Consider the following 20,884-nt stretch of genomic DNA (forward strand, 5'->3'; position numbering starts at 1 on the left):
ACCCCTGATGACCTGGGTTGTAGCTCTTCGAACACTATCAATCCCGGCGGTGTTTCCGGCAGAGACACTCGAAGCGGGCGGCACCGGTGGTCCCGGCAACGACTACGGTTACGACGTGTTCTCCGTCGCCGCCCTCGTTCCCTCGCCGCCGGTCCTGGTACCCGAACTGTGCGGCGGCGTGGCGGACGCGGCGGGAACGGGCGAGGCGGACCCGCGCGCGGTGCTGCGGTCCGCCGTGCTCGACACCGTGCGCGTCTTCGCGGACGTGACCGACCGGTGGACCGTGATCGGCGTCGGGGCCGGTGACAGCACTCTCGGCCCGGAGACCGTCGGCACGTTCCGTGGCTTCGGCGCGGACGTGCGAGTCGGTTTGTCCGACACGGCGCTCGCCGCGGCGGAGCAGTCCGATGCCGGCCTGCCGTTGGCCGTACTGATCGGCGGATGGCTACGCGGGCAGGTCGCGCCGGGCGCGGTAGCCGAGGCGCGGGTCGTGCCCGCGGACGCGACACCGGAGCACTGCCTGGAGGTGGGGGCGAAGCTGCGCGCCGATCTGGACGGCGACGTCGCGGCGCGTGGTGTGCTGGTCGTCGCCGACGGCGCCGCGACCCTGTCCACCAAGGCGCCCGGTTACCTCGACGAACGGGCCCGGCCGGTGCAGGACGGGCTGGACCGTGCTCTGAGCACGGGTGATCGCGCCGCACTGCGGGCGCTCGATCCCGGGCTGTGCGCCGACCTGGTTCTCGCGGGCCGCGCCGCCTACCAGATGCTGGCCGGACTCTTCCGCGCCGATCCGGTGGTCGAGACACGCTATTGCGACGCCCCGTTCGGGGTCGGCTACCACGTGAGCCTGTGGCGGCCCGCGGGAGACGATGCTTCGTGACGGATGCGGGTATCACTCCGATCGCCGTGGTCGGTCCCACCGCCACCGGCAAATCCGATCTCGCCCTGGACCTGGCCGAGCGGCTCGGCGGCGAGATCGTGAACATCGACGCCATGCAGCTCTATCGCGGCATGGACATCGGCACCGCGAAGCTGCCCGTGGCGCAACGCCGCGGCCTTCCGCACCACCAGCTCGACGTGCTCGAGGTGACCGACACCGCGTCGGTGGCCGCCTATCAGGCGGCGGCGAGCGCCGACGTCGTCGCGATCATGGAGCGCGGGCGGGTGCCTGTCATCGTGGGCGGCTCGATGATGTACGTCCAAGCGCTGCTGGACGACTGGGAGTTCCCCGCCACCGATCCGGCCGTTCGGGCGCGCTGGGAGGCGGTGCTCGCCGAAGGCGGCGTCGCCGCCGTGCACGCGGCGTTGCGCGAGGCCGATCCGGTGGCCGCGGCCACCATCCTGCCCACCGACGGTCGCCGTATGGTACGCGCGCTGGAAGTCGTGGAACTCACCGGACGGCCGTTCGCCGCCTCGGCGCCGACCATCGGGCAGCCGCGCTGGGGCACCGTGATCATCGGCGTCGACCGGGACACCGCGGCCCTGGACGCCCGGATCGAGCGGCGCACCGCCGCGATGTTCGAGGGCGGGCTGGTCGAGGAGGTACGCGGCTTGATCGACTGCGGCCTGCGCGAGGGTGTCACCGCGCGCCGCGCCATCGGCTACGCACAAGTCCTGGCCTATCTGGACAACGAATACGACCTGAACCACGCTCAGGAACGCACTCTGATCGGCACCCGGCGCTACGTGCGCAGGCAACGCTCCTGGTTCCGGCGCGATCCCCGGGTGCGGTGGGTGGACGGCGCCGCCGCGGATCCGGCCGTGACGGCGCTGGCCCTGCTCGAAGAGAAAGAACGGACCCCGCAGTGACCCGACGTGTGACCACGCGCAACGCCTCCGTCCAGGTGTGGCAGGCCTACCTCAACAACCGCACCAAACGTCATCGCGACGGCCGTTTCCTGGTGCAAGGTGTCCGTCCGATCACTCAGGCCGTGGCCAACGACTGGCCGCTGGAGACGCTGCTGTACCGCCTCGGCGGCCCGGAGCTGTCGAGCTGGGCGCGCGAACTGCTGGACACCAGTGCTGTGCCGCAGGTCGGCTTGGTGCCCGAGCTGATGGCCGAACTCGGCGAGAAGTCCGGTGGCATACCGGAATTGGTGGCGGTCGCGGAGTCGCGCCAACCCGGGCTGGAGACCTTCCAGCCGGGGGAGCCGGGGGAGGACGCACCGGTGGTCGTGGTCTTCGACCGGCCCAACTCACCGGGCAACCTCGGCACGCTGATCCGCTCGGCAGACGCCTTCGGCGCCAGTGGAGTCATCGTCACCGGGCACGGCGCCGACCAGTACGACCCGCAGGCCGTTCGCGCTTCGACCGGTTCGCTGTTCGCCGTGCCGGTGTTCCGCGTCGCCGGGCCCGCGCAGGTACTGGAGTTCCGCAATCGGCAGGTCCGCCGCGGCATTCCGACCCGCATCGTGGGGACCGACGAGCACGGCAGGGACGCCGCCTACGACTACGACTTCACCGACGCGACCATCCTCGTCATCGGCAACGAGACCAGCGGCATGAGCGCCGCCTGGCAGACGGCCTGCGACGACATGGTGCACATCCCGATGGGCGGCACTGCCAGCTCGCTGGGGGCGCCCTCGGCGGCGGCGGTGACGCTCTACGAAATTTCCCGGCAGCGCAGGACGTTTGCCAAGTGACCACGAGATAGGGAGACATCGCCCGTGCCGGACATCGAGTTCACCAAGGGCCACGGCACCCAGAACGATTTCATCGTGCTGCCGGACCCGCAGGCCGACCTGGCGCTGACAGCCGCGCAGGTCGCCGCGCTGTGCGATCGCAGACGCGGTCTCGGCGCCGACGGCGTGCTCCGGGTCGCGCGGGCGGGTGCGCTGCGGGACGCCGGAGTGCTCGCGCGGCTTCCGGAGGAGGTCGGCGCCGCCGACTGGTTCATGGACTACCGCAACGCCGACGGCTCGATCGCCGAGATGTGCGGCAACGGCGTGCGTGTGTTCGCCCACTATTTGACCGCCTCGGGACTGGAGACCCGCGACAGTTTCGTCGTCGGCAGCCGTGCCGGGGCGCGCCCGGTCACGGTGCATGCCGGGAACGAGGTCACCGGCGACGTCACTGTCGGTATGGGCCGGGTGCGCGAACTCGGCGCGTCCACCGCGACCATCGCGGGCTGGGCGCTGTCCGGGATCGGCATCGATGTCGGCAATCCGCATCTGGCCTGTGTCGATCCGGGGATGTCCGCCGACGCGCTCGGCAAGCTCGACCTGAGCGTGCCGCCCGGCTTCGATCCGGACCTGTTCCCGCACGGGGTGAACGTCGAGATCGTCACCGCGCTGGACGACGCGGGGGCGGTCGACATGCGGGTCTACGAGCGTGGTGTGGGCGAAACACGTTCCTGCGGAACGGGAACCGTCGCCGCGGCGGCCGCGGCGCTGGCCGCCGACGGCTTCCGGATCGCCGAGGACACCGGCCGGGTGACCGTCCGGGTGCCCGGCGGTGAACTGACCGTCGGGCTCGAGCGCGGCTCGGCGTGGCTGCGCGGACCGTCGGTCCTGGTGGCCACCGGACGCGTCGCCGGATCGTGGTGGGACGGTCCGTGAGCGGGTCGCCTCCGATTAACCGGGTGCGTACTGCGGTGATGTCGTGGCAGCATGGATAGTGTATGAGAAAGTCAGAGACGTATGAATTCACTCCGGCGGACGCGAACGACAGCGCCGCCGAGTCGGCCGACGACGCTGTGACCGGCGAAGACGCTGCGACCGGCGAAGACGCTGCGACCGGCGAAGACGCGATGACCGGCGAAGTCGCGGCAACCGGCGACGTGGTCGCCGAGCACGCCGCCCGGATGAACCGGTCGGGCTGGTCGGCCGATCCGACCGTGGGTGAGCTGCAGCTGGACGAGCGCAGTTCGCTCCGGCGAGTGGCGGGCCTTTCCACCGAGCTCACCGACATCACCGAGGTCGAGTACCGGCAGCTGCGCCTGGAGCGTGTCGTGCTGGTCGGTGTCTGGACCGCGGGCACGGCGGCGCAGGCAGAGGCGAGCATGGCCGAGCTGGCGGCGCTGGCCGAGACCGCGGGCTCCGAGGTGCTCGAGGCGCTGATCCAGCGCCGCGACCGGCCGGACCCGGCTACCTACATCGGCTCTGGAAAGGCCGAGGAACTGCGTTCGGTTGTGCTGGAGACCGGCGCGGACACCGTCATCTGCGACGGTGAGCTGACGCCGGCGCAGCTGACCGCGCTGGAGAAGGTCGTCAAGGTGAAGGTGGTCGACCGGACCGCGTTGATCCTGGACATCTTCGCCCAGCACGCCACTTCCCGAGAGGGCAAGGCGCAGGTCTCCCTGGCCCAGATGGAGTACATGCTGCCCCGGCTGCGCGGTTGGGGTGAGTCGATGTCCCGGCAGGCCGGTGGTCGCGCGGGCAGCAACGGCGGCGTGGGTCTGCGCGGCCCCGGTGAGACGAAGATCGAAACCGATCGTCGTCGCATCCGCGAGCGCATGGCCAAGCTGCGCCGGGAGATCCGGGAGATGAAGACCGCGCGCGACACCATGCGGGCGCGCCGCAACTCCAGCGGCATCCCGTCGGTCGCGATCGTCGGCTACACCAACGCGGGCAAGTCGAGCCTCATGAACACCCTCACCGGCGCCGGCTTGCTGGTGCAGGACGCACTGTTCGCCACGCTCGATCCGACCACGCGCCGGGCCGAGCTGGACGACGGACGCGAAGTCGTCTTCACCGACACCGTGGGCTTCGTGCGCCACCTGCCGACCCAGTTGGTCGAGGCCTTCCGCTCCACCTTGGAGGAGGTGACCGGCGCCGACCTGCTGCTGCACGTGGTGGACGGCTCCGACGCGCTGCCCGCCGAGCAGATCAAAGCCGTCCGCGAGGTGATCACTGACGTGATCAAGGAATCCGGCACGCCCGCGCCGCCGGAATTGCTCGTGGTGAACAAGACCGACGCGATGGGGCCGACGGAACTCACCAACCTGCGCGCGCTGCTGCCGGACGCGTCGTTTGTCTCCGCGCACGACGGGCAGGGCATCGACGCGCTGCGCGCGCGGCTCGCCGAAATGCTCGGCGGCTTGGACGTGGAGATCAGCGTGCTGCTGCCGTACACGCGCGGTGACCTGCTCGCCCGCATCCACGCCGACGGCCGCATCCTGAGTTCGCACCACGAGGAGGGTGGAACCCGCGTTCGCGCGCGCGTCCCCCATGCCCTGGCCGCCGCCCTGTCGGAGTACGCGCACGCGGGCACGGCGGGCACCGAGGAAACCGGCGAGTAAGGCGCCGGGTAGACGTAGGCGGCGGCGCGCGGGAAAGGCGGGCGCGGCGGGCGCCTGAAGGTTGGTGAGTAAGGCCTCGGGTGGAGGTACGTGTCGGCGCGCGGGAAAGGCGGGCGCGGCAGGCGCCCGGAGTCCGGCGAGCAAGGCCTCGGGTAGACCCAACCGTCGGCGTGCGGGAAGCAAGCCTCGGTAGCACCGCCGGTCCGGTGCGATGTGGGCGTATTCACAGCGCAGCCGCGCGTCGTGGCGGTGTGGCTGCCCCAGCAGGGCGATGACGTGCTGGTTCGCGGCAGGCTTGCCGCAGTGCCGGGCACGCCTACCGATGGACCGAATCGGGCGTGTCGCGATACCACTCGCACATCCGGTGCGACGCAGTCGATTTCGTTGCGCTATCGTCATCGAATCGACACCAGGAGGGTTCATGTCGGACGCCCGCTCCGATTCCCGCACCCGGCGCTCCGGCGCCGCGAACAGCGCCGATCCGGTGCTCACCGACGGTGCGCCGCTGTCGGTCTCGCTGACCGGCATCGATCTGCGGCTGATCGAGACCCTCCTCGCGCCGCTGCGCGCGTGGACCAGCCCGCGCTTCTACGGTTTGGAGAACATCCCGGCCGACGGGCCGGTGCTGCTGGTCGGTAACCACAACCTGCTCGGCGGCATCGACGCGCCGATGCTGTTGCCCGAGGTGTTGCGCCGCCGCGGCCGCCTGATCCGCGGTCTCGCCGAGAACGTGCTGATGAATGTCCCCGGTCTGCGTCACCTGTTGCACCACTACGGCACGGTGCGCGGGACCCGGTCCAATTGCCTGGCCCTGCTCCGGCGCGGCGAGGCGGTGATGGTCTTCCCCGGCGGCGGTCGTGAGGCGGTCCGTCGCAAGAACGAGAAGTACCTGCTGAAATGGGAGGGTCGCAGTGGGTTCGCGCGCATGGCCATCGAGGCGGGCGCGCCCATCGTCCCGGTCGCGATGATCGGCGTCGACGACGCCTACGACATCGTGGTCGACGGCGACCACCCGATTCTGCGTCCCTTGCGGTGGACCGTGGAGGCCCTCGGGCTCAGTCGCGACCTCACCCCGCCGCTCATTCGCGGCGTCGGCCCCACCGTCATCCCGCGTCCGGAGCGTTTCTACTTCTCCGCGGGCGCGCCCATCGATCCGGCGCCCTGGCGCACCGTCGACGACATGCACGCCGCCGCGACGGAATTCCGCGACGTGGTGCGCAAGGCGCTGGAGGAGGAGATGAACTTCCTCTTCACCGAACGGGCGCGCGACGAAGGCCGTACCTTGGTGGGCCGTTTACGCGGCTGGCTGAAACGCTGACGGGCGCGCACTCCCAAGTTGGTGACGCCCTCTCTTCAGTGACCGATTTCGGCAGCCATCGGCTGTAAATGGCGTTCGACCAGCGGCTCTGGTCGGTGGATCCTCGATTGGTGATCGCGCGGGATTGCTCCCCGGCCCTACCAGGCCGCCGTGCCGCGTCAATGCCGAATTCTGCGACCGAGTGGCGGGCGGCCTCGATGCGCTGGAGTGCGCCCGGACGAGGCCGAGGTACAAAGCCATCTCAGGCGGCGTCGGCCGGACTGGCCGCTGTCCGCAGCGATCGTGCGCGGTCGGGCGCAGACCCTCCGCTGGTTGCCCGACCGTGTTCTGTGTATCTCGAAGAATCAGCGCGCCCGAATACTCGACGGTGCCGTGTGCGCGCAGACGACCGTCCGGGAGACCGTCGACAGCGGCCCGGCCAGGACCACGACCGCCGAATCGGCGTACCGGACTCGTTGGCCGGTCGCGCCGGAGCTCTCGACCGTTTGCCGGGAATCTCGCCTGCGGATCTCGCCCCCTGCCGCCGGTCCAGGTGAGACCATGATTCCGGCCCCAGAAGTGAACACAGATTCTCCTTCCGGGTACGGTATGAGGCAACGACTGGTCGGTGTGGACCGGCCGGTGTGGTCACTAGGAGGTTGGCGTGGAACGCACACTGTTCGAACCCGAACACGATCTGTTCCGGGAGTCGTTCCGCAAGTTTCTCGATCAGCACGTCGCGCCGAACCACGCGAAGTGGGAGGAGCAGGGCATCGTCGACCGGGAGGTCTGGCTCGAGGCGGGCAAACAGGGCTTCCTCGGCATGGCCATGCCGGAGGAGTACGGTGGCGGCGGGGTGAAGGACTTCCGTTACAACGCCATCGTCTCCGAGGAGTCCGTCCGCGGCCAGTACTCCGGTCTCGGCTTCACGCTGCACAACGATGTGATCGCCCCTTACCTGCTCGAGCTGGCCGACGACGAGCAGAAGCAGCGCTGGTTGCCCGGCTTCTGCTCCGGCGAGATCATCACCGCGATCGCCATGACCGAACCGGGCACCGGGTCGGACCTGCAGGGCATCAAGACCCGCGCGGTACGCGACGGGGACGATTGGATCCTCAACGGCGCCAAGACCTTCATCACCAACGGCATCAACTCCGACATCGTGATCGTGGTGGCGCAGACCGACCCGGAGAAGGGGGCGATGGGCTTCAGCCTGCTCGTGGTCGAGCGCGGCATGCCCGGCTTCGAGCGCGGCCGCAACCTGGACAAGCTCGGCCTCAAAGCCCAGGACACCGCCGAGCTGAGCTTCAACGACGTGCGCGTGCCAGGAAAGAACCTGCTCGGCGCCGAGGGGATGGGCTTCATCCACCTCATGCACAACCTGCCGCAGGAACGGCTGTCGATCGCCGTCATGGCCGCGGCGGCGATGGAGTCCTGCCTGGACATGACCGTCCAGTACGTCCGCGACCGGAAGGCGTTCGGCAAGCCGATCGGCGCACTGCAGAACACCCGTTTCGTGCTCGCCGAACTGGCCACCAAGACCACCGCGGTGCGCCTGATGGTCGACAAGTTCATCGAACTGCTCAACGAGGGCAAGCTGACCGCCGAGGACGCGGCCATGGCCAAATGGTGGAGCACCGAGGAGCAGCTCGACCTGATCAACCGCTGCCTGCAATTGCACGGCGGATACGGCTATATGAAGGAATATCCGATCGCGAAGGCCTACATGGACGCGCGTATCCAGACCATCTACGGCGGCACCACCGAGATCATGAAGGAGATCATCGGGCGCAGCCTGAAACTCTCCTGACCGCAGCGGTTCACTGCGGCACAATCGCCTCCCGAGGACTCGACGGCCGTCGATCGTCCGGAGTGGAGGTGCTGCGATGCCGAGCTTGGCCAACCAGGTCGTGCGGGGATATCTGAAGGCGACACGCGCCAATCGCGTATTCGTCGATGCCGACGCGGCGCACGAGCGAATCCTCGAGCTGAGCGTCCGGCCCCGCAACTACGGTCCGCCGCGCCGGCTGCGTGCGGATGTGGCGATCGAGGTGGACCGTCGCGGCGGCTGGCCGGTTTACACCCTGACTCCGCCTGGTCGCCGGGTCCGGGGAAACGTCGTGTACGCGCACGGTGGCGGCTGGGTGCACGAGATCGCACCGCAGCACTGGGCACTGTGCGCGGCCGTCGCCGCGGAAGCCGGCGCGGCCGTGACGGTCGCGATATACCCGCTGATTCCGTTCGGGACGGCCGCGCAAGTCGTCCAGGGCTTCGTGGAACTGGTGCTGGCCAACCGGGAAACATACGGGAACGTCTGCCTGGCGGGCGATTCGGCCGGTGGGCAGATCGCCCTTTCGTCCGCGCTGGTGCTGCGCGACGACCATGGGGTGCGTCTGCCCGGCACCCTGTTGATCGCACCCGCCCTCGATCTCTCGCTGACCAATCCCGAGATCGAGGTCGTGCAGCCGCGCGACCCGTGGCTGGGCGTCCCGGGAACGCGGGTGCTCATCGAGCACTGGCGCGGAGATCTCGAGATCGCCGACCCTCGGGTCAGCCCGCTCGTCGCCGACCTGCGCGGCCTGGGGCCGCTGACGGTGTTCTGCGGCACCGATGACATCCTGCACCCGGACAGTTGCCTGCTGGTCGACGCCGCGCGCGGCGCCGGAGTCGCGGTCGACTACCACGAGGGTCGGGGGCTGCCGCATGTCTATCCGCTGACTCCGACGCCCGAGGGCCGGGCCGCGCGTGGGGTCATCATCGAAAGGATACGAAGCGCGCTCGCCGAGTGAACGAGGACGATCACCCACCGCCTGCGGGCAGCATCACCACGAAGTGGGCGCCGCCGGACGCACCATCGGTGACGCGGATGGTGCCCGCGTGGCGTTCGACGACGTCGCGGACGATGGCCAAGCCTAGACCCGCGCCACCTTCGTCACGGGTGCGCGCGTCGTCCAAGCGGACGAATCGCTGGAATATTCGGTCGCGGTCGGCGTGCGGCACCCCCGGGCCGTCGTCGGTGACCGACAGCACGACTCGCCCTTCGTCGTCGCGGTCCACCGCGACGCGCACGATGCTCGCGGCATGCCGCTGGGCGTTGTCGACGAGGTTGCCCAAGACGCGGGCGAGCTGCGTCCGGCTCCCGGTCACCGCCACGGCCTGCTCCGGTACCGCGATCTCCACCGCGACCCGGTCGCCGACACGGTGCTCGAGTTCCTCGCGTACCAGGGCGGTCACGTCCACGCGATCCGAACGCGGCTGCTCGCCCGCGTCGAGCCGGGCCAAGAGCAGCAGGTCGGCCGCGAGATGTTCCAGCCGGATGGTGTCGCCGATCAATCCGTCCAGTTCCAGCAGGCTGGGGTGGGCCTGGGCGACTTCGAGCTGAGTGCGCAAGCTCGCGATGGGGCTGCGCAATTCGTGTGCGGCGTCGGCGATGAACCGGCGCTGGCGCTCCGCGGATTCCTCCAGCGCGGCCAGCGTGGCGTTGGTGGTGCTCGCCAGCCTGGCGATCTCGTCGCGGGAGCCCGGTTCGGGCACACGCCGGGAGAGATCGCCGTCCATGATCTCGGCGAGCTGGCTGCGGATCGCCTCCACCGGGCGCAGGGCGCGCCGGGTCACCAGCCAGGTCACCAGGGCCACCACGGCCAGCAGCGGCGTGACGCCGATCAGCATCGCCAGGCGTGCGTCCGCCACCGCGCTGTCGGCGGTCTCGAGGGACGAGCCCGCGTAGACGGTGGCGGGCTGTCCGCCCGGGAGGGTCACCGGGAGCGCGGCCACCCGGAACGGGTGCGGCCCGTCTTCCGGGTCCACCGTCAGCCGTACGTCGCCGAATTCGGCCTCGGCGGCCGCGGGTGTGGCGGGGCCGGCGGACGGAGGGGCGCTTTCGTCGTCGTCTTCTTCTTCCTCCTCTCCCTCTTCGTCGTCGTCCTCGTCCTCGTCACCTTCGTCGTCGGGAGCTTTCGCGTACGGACCGAAATCGGCCATCGGTGGTTTCCCCGCGAGGTCGTCGGGCGCGGCCAGAACGCGGCGGTCGATCGAAACGATCTGCACCGGTTGGTTCTCGGCGTCGGGAAACGTCAACCGGCCGAGATCGGCGCCCGCCGCGAGCTCGGTCACCATGTCGCGCGCGGTGGTCTCCGCCTGTAATTCGGCGCTCTCGATCAGGTTGTGGCGCAACACCGCGAGCACCGCGAGACCGGCCACCGTGAGCGCCACCGCGACCACCGCCGTCGCCGCCACCGTGGTGCGCGCGCGGACCGAACGCCACCAGGCGCGCCCCTTCCGCTCAGTCACGATCAGCTGCCAGCCGGTAGCCCGCGCCGCGGACGGTGGTGATCGATCGGCGCCCGAACGGCGCGTCGATCTTGCGGCGCAACGTGCTGATATAGACCTCGACGATGTTCGGATCACCGTCGTAGGCGAAATCCCAGACGTGTTGCAGGATATCGGATTTCGACACCACCTCCCCGGCCCGGACGGCCAAGTGCTCGAGCACGGCGAACTCTTTGGCGGTCAGCGTCACCTCCTGCACGCCCCGGCGGCAGGTGCGGGTGGCGGGGTCCACGATCAGGTCGCCGACGCGCAGAACCCGTGCGCCGCCACGTGTTCGGCGGCGCAGCAACGCCCGAATGCGGGCCAGCAGCACCAGGTAGGAGAACGGCTTGCTGAGATAGTCGTCGGCTCCGGTATCCAAGCCCTCGGCCTCGTCGTACTCGCCGTCCTTCGCGGTCAGCATGAGCACCGGTGTCTCGTGGCCCGCGGCGCGCAGCGCGGCGCAGACTCGGTAGCCGTTCATGCCGGGCAGCATGATGTCCAGAATGATCAGGTCGTAGTCGGTGGTGGTCGCCAGGTGCAGGCCCTCGGCGCCGTCGTGCACCACATCCACGGCAAATCCCTCGGCCGACAACCCTTTTGCCAGCGTGAGAGCCAAACGTTTCTCGTCCTCAACGATCAGCAGACGCATCCGACAAGAGTGGCAGACGAATGCTGAAACGATCTTCAGGTGGCTTCAGCTCGCCTTCAGCTCCGGTTCGTCACAGTGGGAGCCATCGAGATCACCACTCCCGCAGGAGGTTCCAGATGACAACCGTACTCCGCCGTGCTTACGCCGGTCTTCGCTGGCTGATGGTCGGCACGGCCGTCGCGGCCGCCGTCGTAGGTCTGAGTGCCGTCCTGGCCGCGGTCGCCACGGGTGGTCCGGACGATCACACCGTCTCCTTCCAGTCCTCCGCGGCTGACTGGTCGCTGGTGGCCGACACCGGGATCAGCAGGCAGCAGGCGATCGACAAGGCGGTGCAAGCCGTGCCCGGCGGGCGGGTCGTATCCGCCGAACTCGACACCGACCGCGGCAAGCCGGTCTGGGAGGTGGAGCTCACCACGCCGCAGGGGGTCGAGCACGACGTGACGATCGACGCAGGCAGCGGCGAGGTGCTCGCCGACGTCGACCACGACTGACCTGCTCGCGCGGTCTATCGGCTGCCGACGTGTCGGGTCGGTGCGCGGGTGTTTGCTATCGGGCGGCCGGGATCCGGAGGGAGATCCCGGCCGCAGCTGTGCTTGCGTCACAACTCGGGTCGGCGCACCGGGTAGGAGCCCCACGAACGCGTTCGCCGAGCATCGGAGATTTCCACCTCCCGAAGGTTTGCCCGGGAGTAGCCTCAAGGTTGTCCGCTCGAGGAATCGAGGTCGCGATGCACGAGATGGCCATCACCCAGGGCGTCATCGACGCCGTCTGTGAGCACGCGGCGGGGCGGCGGGTCCACTCCGTCACCGTCGAGGTCGGAGCGCTGTGCGCCGTCGTCCCCGATGCCATGCGGTTCTGTTTCGAAATCGCGGCCGAGTCGACGGTCGGCGAGGGCGCGGAACTGGTCCTGGTGGAGATTCCGGGCGTCGCGGCGTGCCGGACCTGTGGAGCCGAGTTCCGGTTGCCGGACCCGATCCTGCTGTGTACCTGCGGCAGCGCCGATGTCGAGATCCGCTCCGGGCGCGAGCTGCGTATCCGATCCATGGAGGTGAGTGAGGCATGTGCGCAACCTGCGGGTGTGGCGACGACGCCGCCGCGCTGATTCGCGTCCCACACGACCACCAGCACGCCGACGGGCGCGACCATGCCCACGCGGCGGAACATCAGCACGCGCACGAACATCAGCACCCCCACGACCATTCCCACGGCCAGGGCGCCGACCACGTCCACGTGCCCGCCACCGAGACGGTCACGCTGGAACTGAAGGTTCTCGCCAAGAACGACGAACTGGCGCAGCGCAACCGGTCCTGGCTGGCCGAGCGTGACATCGTCGCGCTCAATATGACCAGCTCGCCGGGGGCGGGGAAGACCAGCTTGCTCGAACGCACCATCCTGGAGTCCGGACAGACCCCGATCGCGGTGATCGAGGGCGACCAGGCGACATTGCTCGACGCCGAACGGATCGAGGCCACCGGGTGCCGTGTCGTACAGGTCAACACCGGCGCGGGCTGTCACTTGGACGCCGAGATGATCTACCGCGCGCTGGACACGCTCGATCCCGCGCCGGGCACGCTGCTGTTCGTCGAGAACGTCGGCAACCTGGTCTGCCCGGCGCTGTTCGACCTGGGCGAGGGGGAGAAGGTCGTCGTCATCTCGGTGACCGAGGGGACCGACAAACCGTTGAAGTATCCGCACATGTTCCAGGCGGCGGGGCTGGTGCTGGTGAACAAGACCGACCTGCTGCCGTACGTCGATTTCGATTTGGACCGATGCCAGGAGTACATCCACTCGATACACCCCGGCGTCGAGGTCCTACCGCTGTCTGTGACCAGCGGTGCAGGCCTGTCGCGTTGGTACGACTGGCTGGCCGCGCGGCGTCGCCCGGCCGGTTCGGCGGCTGCGGAGAAAGCCGCTGGACGAGCTTGATATATTGGAGTGATCAGGATCACATTCGCGGGTGACCCCTTCTTCGAGAAAGGTGAGATTCGGCCCCCGGTGGTCCGCTGCGGAAGGTGGCACACATGCCCACGCAGGAAGCAATACGAGCCGAAGAGACGCTGATCCACGTTCTCTGGATCAACGCGGGACTCAGCTGTGACGGTGACTCGGTTGCCTTGACGGCGGCCACGCAGCCGAGCATCGAAGAGATCGCCCTCGGCTCACTCCCGGGTCTGCCGAAGATCGCCGTGCACTGGCCGCTCATCGACTTCGAGTGCGGCCCCAACGGCGGCGCCGACGATTTCCTGGAGTGGTTCTTCAAGGCCGACCGCGGGGAACTCGAACCGTTCGTCCTGGTGGTCGAGGGCTCGATTCCGAACGAGCAACTCAAGGAAGAGGGCTACTGGTGCGGGTTCGGCAACAATCCCGCCACCGGCCAGCCCATGACGACCAGCGAGTGGCTGGACCGCCTCGCGCCGAAGGCCACGGCCATCGTGGCGGCGGGCACCTGCGCGACCTACGGTGGCATCCACGCCATGGCAGGCAATCCGACAGGTGCGATGGGCGTGCCGGACTATCTCGGCTGGACCTGGAAGAGCAAGGCGGGCATTCCGATCGTCTGCGTTCCCGGCTGCCCGATTCAGCCGGACAACCTCTCCGAGACGCTCACCTACCTGCTCTACATGGCGACCGGACAGGCGCCGATGATCCCGCTCGACGACGCGCTGCGGCCCAAGTGGCTGTTCGGGGCGACCGTGCACGAGGGTTGCGACCGCGCGGGCTACTACGAGCAGGGTGAGTTCGCCACCGAGTACGGCTCGCCGAAGTGCATCGTGAAACTGGGCTGCTGGGGGCCGGTGGTCAAGTGCAACGTCCCCAAGCGTGGCTGGATCAACGGCTTGGGCGGGTGCCCGAACGTCGGCGGCATCTGCATCGGCTGCACCATGCCGGGCTTCCCGGACAAGTTCATGCCGTTCATGGACGAACCGCCCGGCGGAAAGCTCTCGTCCAGCGCATCGGGGCTCTACGGATCGGTGATCCGCAGCCTCCGTCACATCACCGGACGCACGGTCGACAAGGAGCCGCACTGGCGGCACCGGGGGCGGAAGCTGGAGACCGGCGCGACCCGCACTTGGTAGGAGATCTCTGATGACCCAGATCATCCCGGAGCCGTCGCACCGAACGATCGAGCCGAACCGTCTCGTGGAGATGGCGTGGGACCCGATCACTCGCATCGTCGGCAGCCTCGGCATCTACACGAAGATCGACTTCGACAATCGGGAAGTGGTCGAGTGCCACAGCACCTCGTCCATCTTCCGTGGTTACTCGATCTTCATGAAGGGCAAGGATCCGCGCGACGCGCACTTCATCACCAGCCGCATCTGCGGCATCTGCGGCGACAACCACGCCACCTGTTCCTGCTACTGCCAGAACATGGCCTACGGCGTGCGCCCGCCGCACCTCGGCGAATGGATCGTCAACCTCGGCGAGGCCGCCGAGTACATGTTCGACCACAACATCTTCCAGGAGAACCTGGTCGGCGTGGACTACTGCGAGAAGATGGTCTCCGAGACCAACCCGGGCGTGCTGGCCAGGGCCGAGAACACCGAAGCGCCGCACGCGGGCGACCACGGGTATCGCAAGATCGCCGACATCATGCGGGCGCTCAACCCGTTCACCGGTGAGTTCTACCGGGAGGCACTGCAGGTCAGCCGCATCACCCGCGAGATGTTCTGCCTGATGGAAGGCAGGCACGTCCATCCCTCCACGCTGTATCCCGGCGGGCCCGGCACGGTCGCGACGATCCAGTTGATGACCGATTACCTGTCGCGGCTGATGCGCTACGTGGAGTTCATGAAGAAGGTCGTGCCGATGCACGACGACTTGTTCGACTTCTTCTACGAAGCGATGCCCGGCTACGAGAAGGTCGGTCTGCGGCGCACGCTGCTGGGTTGCTGGGGCTCGTTCCAGGACCCGGAGGTCTGCAACTTCGAGTACAAGGACATGGAGGACTGGGGCCGCAAGATGTTCGTCACCCCGGGCGTCGTGGTCGACGGCAAACTGCTGACCACCTCCTTGGTCGACATCAACCTGGGCCTGCGGATCCTGCTGGGCAGTTCGTACTACGAGGACTGGACCGATCAGGAGATGTTCGTTCCGACCGATCCGCTGGGCAATCCGGTGGACCGGCGCCATCCCTGGAACCAGCACACCAACCCCCGGCCGCAGAAGCGCGACCTGGACGAGAAGTACAGCTGGGTGATGTCGCCGCGGTGGTTCGACGGCACCGACCACCTCGCTCTGGACACCGGCGGCGGCCCGCTGGCCCGGCTGTGGGCGACGGCGCTGGCCAACCTGATCGACATCGGGTACGTGAAGTCGACCGGCAACAGCGTGCAGATCAACCTGCCCAAGACCGCGCTCAAAGGCCCGGTCACGCTGGAGTGGAAGATCCCCGTGCACGGCAGCAACACCCTCGAGCGCAACCGCGCGCGCACCTATTTCCAGGCGTACGCGGCGGCCTGCGCGCTGCACTTCGCGGAGAAGGCGATGGCCGAGATCCGCGCAGGCCACACGAAGACCTGGGAGAAGTTCGAGGTCCCCGACGAGGGCATCGGTTGCGGCTTCACCGAGGCGGTACGCGGCGTGCTGTCGCATCACATGGTGATCCGGGACGGCAAGATCGCCAACTACCACCCGTATCCGCCGACGCCGTGGAACGCCAGCCCGCGCGACAGCTTCGGTACGCCGGGACCCTACGAGGACGCGGTGCAGGGGCAGCCGATCTTCGAGGAGAACGACCGCGAGCACTTCAAGGGCATCGACATCATGCGCACGGTGCGCAGTTTCGATCCGTGCCTGCCGTGCGGCGTGCACATGTATCTCGGCAAGGGCAAGACGCTGGAGAAACTGCATTCACCGACGCAGACGCTCACCCCCGAGTGAGTCCGCGTCGGGCGAAACGACCGGAGGTGACGGTGGAGGATCGCCCGGACGACCAGGACGACGTCACGCGCGGTGAATCCCGGTGGCGCGAAGCCGGTGATCGCATCGAGACCTTGCTGGAGGCGAGTTCGGCGGGCGGTGCGCTCGCCCGCGAGCGCGCCGAGCAATTGGTGCGCGAGCTCGTCGAACTCTACGGCGCGGGATTCACCCGCGTGGTCGGACTGCTCGACGCGGAAGCGGTCGAGCGGCTGGCTCGCGACGATCTGGTCGCGAGCCTGCTGCTCGTGCACGGCCTGCATCCGCACGACGTGGACACCCGCGTACGGGCCGCGCTGGACAGCGTGCGCCCCTACCTCGGTTCGCACGGCGGCGACGTCCACCTGGTCGACATCGTCGACGGCGTGGTCCGCTTGGAACTGGCGGGCAGTTGCAAGAGCTGTCCGTCCTCGTCGGTGACGCTCGAACTGGCCGTCGAGGACGCCGTGCGGGCGGCGGCGCCGGAAATCGAGTCCATCGAAGTCGTCGCGGCGCAGCCGGAGTCGGCGGGGGTGATCTCCGCCGACTCGTTGTTCTCCCGTGTGCACGCCGACACCCGGCGGTCCGGCAGCTGGGTCGCGGTCCCCGAACTGGCCGAGCTGAGTGCGGGCGAGGTGGGTGGGTTCGCCGTCGCCGGGCTGACCGTGCTGGCCTGCCGGGTGGGCGAGGAGTTGTACGCCTACCGGGACCACTGCCCGAACTGTGACCGCTCCCTGGCGGGTGCGGTGCTGGAGCGCCGCGTGGGATTCCCGGTCGGTGACGCGGTGCTGCGGTGCCCGACCTGCCGGGCGCACTACGACATGGTGCACGCAGGCGCCCGGGTCGACGGCGACGGGCACCTCGAACCGTTGCCGGTGCTCGTGCGTTCGGGCGAACTCTCGGTGGCGGTACCGGTGGGGGTGGGCGGGTGAGCACACCGTTCCGTGCGCTACAGCGGATCGCCGCCGATCGCGGGCCCGCCGCCCGGCCCGGCGAGCGATGCGAGATGTGCGCGGAGCCGATCGCCGAGGAGCACCAGCACGTCGTGAACGTCGAAGGCAGGCAGCTGATGTGCGTGTGCCGCAGCTGCTATCTGCTGTTCGTCGACCAGAACGCCGCGCTGCGTTATCGTGCCGTGCCGGATCGGTATCTCGCGTTCCCCGACTTCACGATCAGCCAGGCCGAATGGGACGCGCTGGAGATTCCGGTGAGCCTGGCGTTCTTCTTCCGCAATTCCGCACTGGGCCGGACGGTGGCGTTCTATCCCGGGCCCGCGGGCGCGACGGAATCGGAATTGTCCCTGGAGCAATGGCAGTCCATCCTCCAACGGCATCCCGAGTTGGACGTGCTCGCGCCCGACGTGGAGGCGCTGCTCATCCGCGTGCCCGATCGCAGCACCGAGCGGGCGGCCTGCCTGCTGCTGCCCATCGACGCCTGTTACGAGTTCGTCGGCCGGATGCGGCTGCTGTGGCGCGGTTTCGACGGCGGCCAGGATGTGCGGCGGTACCTCGGGCAGTTCTTCGCCGAGTCGTCGGCCCGCGCGAAATCCGGTGGTGCGCCGTGAGTCCGGTGTACTCGACGACCTTCGCCGTGCTCGAGATGAAACCCGAGCCGTACGCGGTCGCGCCGATTCTGTCCGCACGCGTCGGCATCGCCGCGCTCGCTGAGGAACCCGTGCACGCCATCGCCCTGCGCGCGCAGGTGCGCATCGAGCCGTTCCGCCGCGGTTACTCCGACGAAGAGGGCGCGGGGTTGACCGATCTGTTCGGCCCGCGCGAGCGGTGGCACGAGACCCAGCGTTCGTTCCTCTGGATGCACTGCGCCACCATGGTTCCGAGTTTCAGCGGCGGCGCCGAAGTGGATCTGCCGATGCCGTGCACCTACGACTTCGAGGTGACCGGATCGAAGTACCTGCACGCGTTGCGCGACGGTGTGGTGCCGCTGCTGTTCCTCTTCAGCGGGACGGTCTTCATCCGGGGCAGCACGGGATTCGCCATTCAGCAGATCCCGTGGGACCGCGAGGACAAGTTCGACATGCCGGTGTCGGTGTGGCAGGACCTGATGGCCGCGCATTACCCCAATTCCGGGTGGGTGCGGCTGCACAAGGACACCCTGCAGGCGCTCGCCGCTTACAAATCCGGCCACGGCCTGGTCGGCTTCGACGACGCGGTGACCCGGCTGCTGACCGAGGTGACGCCGTGACGACCGCCGAAGCCCGCGCCCGCGCTCGTGCCGTCGCCGACGCGGTGCTGTACGAGGGCTACCTGCTCTACCCCTATCGGGCCGACGCGCGCAAGAACCAGTCGCGATGGCAGTTCGGTGTGCTGGGGCCGGAAGGAGCCGCCGCCGCGGGGCTCGGCGAGGAGTCGACGCTGTCGGCGCAATGCCTGCTCGACGCGGGCCCGAACCCGGAGATCACCCTCATCGTCCGGTTCCTCCAGCTCCAGCGCCGCCAAGTGGTGAACGCGGACGGTGTGCCCGTCGCCGAGCTGTCCGATGGCGAGCGGTCGTGGCTGTCCTGGGACGAGGCGGTCGAGCAGGAGGTCGTCGTCGGGCCGGTCCCGCCCGGCGCGCTCGTCCGGCCGCTGGACATTCCGGGCCGCACCGACACCGAGGAGATCGGCCCGGCGCAGGGTGTGCTCGTGCGGACCCGGCTGCCGTTGGCGGGCGAACTCACGCTCGCGGCCGATCGCGACGACGGCTACCTGCGGCTGACGGTCGGGCTGCGCAACGTGGGCGCACCCGCCACCGACAAGCGCGACGCCATCGCCCGGTCGCTGATCGGCGCGCACGTCATCGCGGAGGTCACCGGCGGTGAGTTCGTTTCGCTGCTGGAGCCGCCGCCCGGCGCGGCTGCCGCGGCCGCCCGCTGCGACCGGTATCGGTGCTTCCCGGTACTCGCGGGCCCGCCCGGCGACTACAGCATGCTGCTGATCTCGCCGATCATTCTCTACGACCACCCGGAGATCGCCGAGCAGAGCGAAGGCGCGCTGTTCGACTCCACCGAGATCGATGAAATCCTCACGCTGCGCGTGCTCACGATGACCGACGCGGAGAAGGCGCAGGCGCGGGCCACCGACCCGCGCGCGGCCGAGATCATCGACCGTTGCGAAGCGATGTCACCGGAGTCCATGCGGCAGTTGCACGGGGTGCTGCGCGACCCGCACCCCGATCGCGCACGGTTGATCCCGGAGATCCCCGAGGGCGTCGATTGGTGGGACCCGCTGGCCGACGGAGCCGTTCGCCCGGACTTCGACGCGGTCCCGGTCGCGGGCGTGCTGGTAGGCAAGGGCAGCAGGGTCCGGCTGCATCCGTCGCGGCGCGCCGACGCCCAGGACCTGTTCTTCGACGGACAGTGCGCCCGCGTCGTCTCGGTCCACGAGGACGTGGACGGACAGGCGCACGTCGGGGTCGTGCTGGAGGACGACCCAGCGGCCGAGCTGCACGAATGGTACGGCCGCTACCTGTATTTCGCGCCCGACGAACTGGAGCCGCTCGACGGCCCCGAGAAGTGAAAGGAAGTCCGCTATGGAAACCGTGGGAGTGGTCTCGACGACTGTCGTCGCCGTGCTGGTCGCGGCGGGGTTGTATCTCGGCGTGCGGTCGATACCGGATCTGCGGCGATACCTGAAGATCCGGCACATGTAGCGGTCGACCGGAAAGGAGCATCATGGGTGAGCATCGCGAAGAGCCGCAATCGGCACGTGGCGCGCCGGGTTCGCGCGACGCCGGCGCCGACGTCGCGGCCGGAGGACCGGCGCAACGGGAGCCGGGCGACATCGGTCACGAGGAGATGACCTCCGCGCACACCGAAGACGTCAAGAAGCAGACCGAGTTCACGTCGCAACCCCCGCCCGGCACCGAATCGGCGGCACCGCCCTACGACGAGCGCAAGCAGGCCGCCAACGCCCCGGACGAGACAGCGACCGGGAAGGTGGACGACGCGCGGGTGGGCGGCGCGACGACGCCGACCGAGGAGAAGGGGTGAATCGACGGCCGCGGTGCTGATCGCCGGGATCGGCAACATCTTCCTCGGCGACGACGGATTCGGTCCCGAGGTGGTGCGGCGGCTGCCGCACCACCGCGACCCGGGTGTGCGCGCGGTGGACTACGGCATCCGCGGCATGCACCTCGCCTACGACCTGCTCGACCCCTGGGACGCACTGGTGCTGGTCGACGCCGTGCCCGACCGCGGCGCACCCGGCCGGGTCGAGGTGTTCCGCGCCGTGCCGGAGGATGCGGGCGCCGCGCATCTCGACGCACACGCGATGAGCCCGGACGCCGTCTTCGCCGGGGTACGCGCGCTGGGTGGGGCGCTGCCGCCCACCGTGGTGATCGGCTGCCAGGTCGCCTGCGTGGACGAAGGCATCGGCCTGTCCGCGCCGGTCGCCGCGGCGGTGGACGAAGCGGTCGCCGCCGTCGGCGCCGTGCTCGCCGAGCTGCTTTCCAGTAGTGCCCCGCCGGTTACCGCGCGACAGGAGGACTGACC

At 69.0% G+C, this 20,884-nt stretch carries 22 protein-coding genes; 19 read left to right on the top strand and 3 right to left on the bottom strand.

Going from position 1 to position 20,884, the window contains the following annotated elements; all coding sequences use genetic code 11:
• Positions 1-115 precede the first annotated feature (115 nt).
• The 6 genes from K8O92_18740 (at position 116) to K8O92_18765 (ending at position 6,557) form a co-directional block, all read left to right on the top strand.
• Positions 116-880, top strand: a complete 765-nt coding sequence (locus K8O92_18740) for a hypothetical protein (protein ID UAK35798.1) — start codon at positions 116-118, stop codon at positions 878-880.
• A gap of 11 nt (positions 881-891) precedes the next feature.
• Positions 892-1,809, top strand: coding sequence for a tRNA (adenosine(37)-N6)-dimethylallyltransferase MiaA (gene miaA / locus K8O92_18745; protein ID UAK35799.1), 918 nt, complete (start codon positions 892-894; stop codon positions 1,807-1,809).
• Entirely contained in the window at positions 1,806-2,642 is an 837-nt protein-coding gene (locus tag K8O92_18750) for an rRNA methyltransferase (protein ID UAK30007.1), read from the top strand. Before miaA ends, K8O92_18750 begins: the two co-directional genes overlap by 4 nt.
• Positions 2,643-2,675: 33 nt before the next feature.
• Complete coding sequence (gene dapF / locus K8O92_18755) at positions 2,676-3,557, top strand: diaminopimelate epimerase (protein ID UAK35800.1); 882 nt, start codon at positions 2,676-2,678, stop codon at positions 3,555-3,557.
• A 245-nt stretch (positions 3,558-3,802) separates the two neighbouring features.
• Positions 3,803-5,239 carry a GTPase HflX gene (gene hflX, locus K8O92_18760; protein ID UAK35801.1) on the top strand — a complete coding sequence of 479 codons (1,437 nt, stop codon included), beginning with the start codon at positions 3,803-3,805 and terminating at the stop codon, positions 5,237-5,239.
• Positions 5,240-5,660: 421 nt separating this feature from the next.
• Entirely contained in the window at positions 5,661-6,557 is an 897-nt protein-coding gene (locus K8O92_18765; GenBank protein UAK30008.1) for an acyltransferase family protein, read from the top strand.
• A 344-nt stretch (positions 6,558-6,901) separates the two neighbouring features.
• Here K8O92_18765 and K8O92_18770 read toward each other — a convergent pair whose 3' ends face one another.
• On the bottom strand, positions 6,902-7,123 hold the full coding sequence (locus tag K8O92_18770; protein ID UAK30009.1) for a hypothetical protein: 222 nt from the start codon (positions 7,121-7,123) through the stop codon (positions 6,902-6,904).
• A gap of 77 nt (positions 7,124-7,200) precedes the next feature.
• On the opposite strand from K8O92_18770, the gene K8O92_18775 reads away from it, so the two are divergent.
• Together K8O92_18775 and K8O92_18780 are read left to right on the top strand one after the other, a co-directional pair.
• Entirely contained in the window at positions 7,201-8,346 is a 1,146-nt protein-coding gene (locus tag K8O92_18775) for an acyl-CoA dehydrogenase family protein (protein ID UAK30010.1), read from the top strand.
• A gap of 76 nt (positions 8,347-8,422) precedes the next feature.
• A complete protein-coding gene (locus K8O92_18780) occupies positions 8,423-9,325 on the top strand; it encodes an alpha/beta hydrolase (GenBank protein UAK30011.1) in 903 nt (300 codons plus the stop codon).
• 10 nt (positions 9,326-9,335) lie between these two features.
• On the opposite strand, the gene K8O92_18785 is transcribed toward K8O92_18780, so the two are convergent.
• Positions 9,336-10,832: a HAMP domain-containing histidine kinase gene (locus tag K8O92_18785; GenBank protein ID UAK35802.1), complete on the bottom strand. Its 1,497-nt coding sequence runs from the start codon at positions 10,830-10,832 to the stop codon at positions 9,336-9,338.
• A complete protein-coding gene (locus tag K8O92_18790) occupies positions 10,819-11,496 on the bottom strand; it encodes a response regulator transcription factor (protein UAK30012.1) in 678 nt (225 codons plus the stop codon). The genes K8O92_18785 and K8O92_18790 overlap by 14 nt, the downstream gene beginning before the upstream one ends.
• A gap of 116 nt (positions 11,497-11,612) precedes the next feature.
• Between K8O92_18790 and K8O92_18795 the strand changes: the two genes are divergently transcribed.
• The 11 genes from K8O92_18795 (at position 11,613) to K8O92_18845 (ending at position 20,882) form a co-directional block, all read left to right on the top strand.
• On the top strand, positions 11,613-11,987 hold the full coding sequence (locus K8O92_18795; protein ID UAK30013.1) for a PepSY domain-containing protein: 375 nt from the start codon (positions 11,613-11,615) through the stop codon (positions 11,985-11,987).
• Positions 11,988-12,223: 236 nt separating this feature from the next.
• The gene (locus tag K8O92_18800) at positions 12,224-12,598 is read left to right on the top strand and encodes a hydrogenase maturation nickel metallochaperone HypA (protein UAK30014.1); all 375 of its coding nucleotides are present in this window, start codon (positions 12,224-12,226) and stop codon (positions 12,596-12,598) included.
• The gene (gene hypB, locus K8O92_18805; protein UAK30015.1) at positions 12,556-13,422 is read left to right on the top strand and encodes a hydrogenase nickel incorporation protein HypB; all 867 of its coding nucleotides are present in this window, start codon (positions 12,556-12,558) and stop codon (positions 13,420-13,422) included. The genes K8O92_18800 and hypB overlap by 43 nt, the downstream gene beginning before the upstream one ends.
• A gap of 95 nt (positions 13,423-13,517) precedes the next feature.
• Positions 13,518-14,573: a hydrogenase expression protein HypE gene (locus K8O92_18810; GenBank protein UAK30016.1), complete on the top strand. Its 1,056-nt coding sequence runs from the start codon at positions 13,518-13,520 to the stop codon at positions 14,571-14,573.
• A 10-nt stretch (positions 14,574-14,583) separates the two neighbouring features.
• The gene (locus tag K8O92_18815) at positions 14,584-16,380 is read left to right on the top strand and encodes a nickel-dependent hydrogenase large subunit (GenBank protein UAK30017.1); all 1,797 of its coding nucleotides are present in this window, start codon (positions 14,584-14,586) and stop codon (positions 16,378-16,380) included.
• A 32-nt stretch (positions 16,381-16,412) separates the two neighbouring features.
• Positions 16,413-17,327: a NifU family protein gene (locus K8O92_18820; protein ID UAK35803.1), complete on the top strand. Its 915-nt coding sequence runs from the start codon at positions 16,413-16,415 to the stop codon at positions 17,325-17,327.
• A 74-nt stretch (positions 17,328-17,401) separates the two neighbouring features.
• A complete protein-coding gene (locus K8O92_18825; protein ID UAK35804.1) occupies positions 17,402-17,959 on the top strand; it encodes a DUF5947 family protein in 558 nt (185 codons plus the stop codon).
• Between the two features lie 5 nt (positions 17,960-17,964).
• Entirely contained in the window at positions 17,965-18,597 is a 633-nt protein-coding gene (locus tag K8O92_18830; GenBank protein ID UAK35805.1) for a DUF6084 family protein, read from the top strand.
• Positions 18,594-19,910, top strand: a complete 1,317-nt coding sequence (locus K8O92_18835; GenBank protein UAK30018.1) for a hypothetical protein — start codon at positions 18,594-18,596, stop codon at positions 19,908-19,910. The genes K8O92_18830 and K8O92_18835 overlap by 4 nt, the downstream gene beginning before the upstream one ends.
• Before the next feature lie 155 nt (positions 19,911-20,065).
• The gene (locus K8O92_18840) at positions 20,066-20,383 is read left to right on the top strand and encodes a hypothetical protein (protein UAK30019.1); all 318 of its coding nucleotides are present in this window, start codon (positions 20,066-20,068) and stop codon (positions 20,381-20,383) included.
• Positions 20,384-20,396: 13 nt separating this feature from the next.
• The gene (locus K8O92_18845; protein ID UAK30020.1) at positions 20,397-20,882 is read left to right on the top strand and encodes a hydrogenase maturation protease; all 486 of its coding nucleotides are present in this window, start codon (positions 20,397-20,399) and stop codon (positions 20,880-20,882) included.
• The last annotated feature ends 2 nt before the right edge of the window (positions 20,883-20,884 follow it).

Source organism: Nocardia asteroides (genome assembly GCA_019930625.1).
Lineage (GTDB): Bacteria > Actinomycetota > Actinomycetes > Mycobacteriales > Mycobacteriaceae > Nocardia > Nocardia sputi.

Coding starts and splice junctions, on each gene's coding strand:
- K8O92_18765 (UAK30008.1), top strand. CDS start 5,661: ATGTCGGACGCCCGCTCCGATTCCCGCACCCGGCGCTCCGGCGCCGCG.
- K8O92_18790 (UAK30012.1), bottom strand. CDS start 11,496: ATGCGTCTGCTGATCGTTGAGGACGAGAAACGTTTGGCTCTCACGCTG.
- hflX (UAK35801.1), top strand. CDS start 3,803: ATGAACCGGTCGGGCTGGTCGGCCGATCCGACCGTGGGTGAGCTGCAG.
- K8O92_18840 (UAK30019.1), top strand. CDS start 20,066: ATGGGTGAGCATCGCGAAGAGCCGCAATCGGCACGTGGCGCGCCGGGT.
- K8O92_18825 (UAK35804.1), top strand. CDS start 17,402: ATGTGCGCGGAGCCGATCGCCGAGGAGCACCAGCACGTCGTGAACGTC.
- K8O92_18810 (UAK30016.1), top strand. CDS start 13,518: ATGCCCACGCAGGAAGCAATACGAGCCGAAGAGACGCTGATCCACGTT.
- K8O92_18795 (UAK30013.1), top strand. CDS start 11,613: ATGACAACCGTACTCCGCCGTGCTTACGCCGGTCTTCGCTGGCTGATG.
- hypB (UAK30015.1), top strand. CDS start 12,556: ATGTGCGCAACCTGCGGGTGTGGCGACGACGCCGCCGCGCTGATTCGC.
- K8O92_18780 (UAK30011.1), top strand. CDS start 8,423: ATGCCGAGCTTGGCCAACCAGGTCGTGCGGGGATATCTGAAGGCGACA.
- K8O92_18815 (UAK30017.1), top strand. CDS start 14,584: ATGACCCAGATCATCCCGGAGCCGTCGCACCGAACGATCGAGCCGAAC.
- K8O92_18800 (UAK30014.1), top strand. CDS start 12,224: ATGCACGAGATGGCCATCACCCAGGGCGTCATCGACGCCGTCTGTGAG.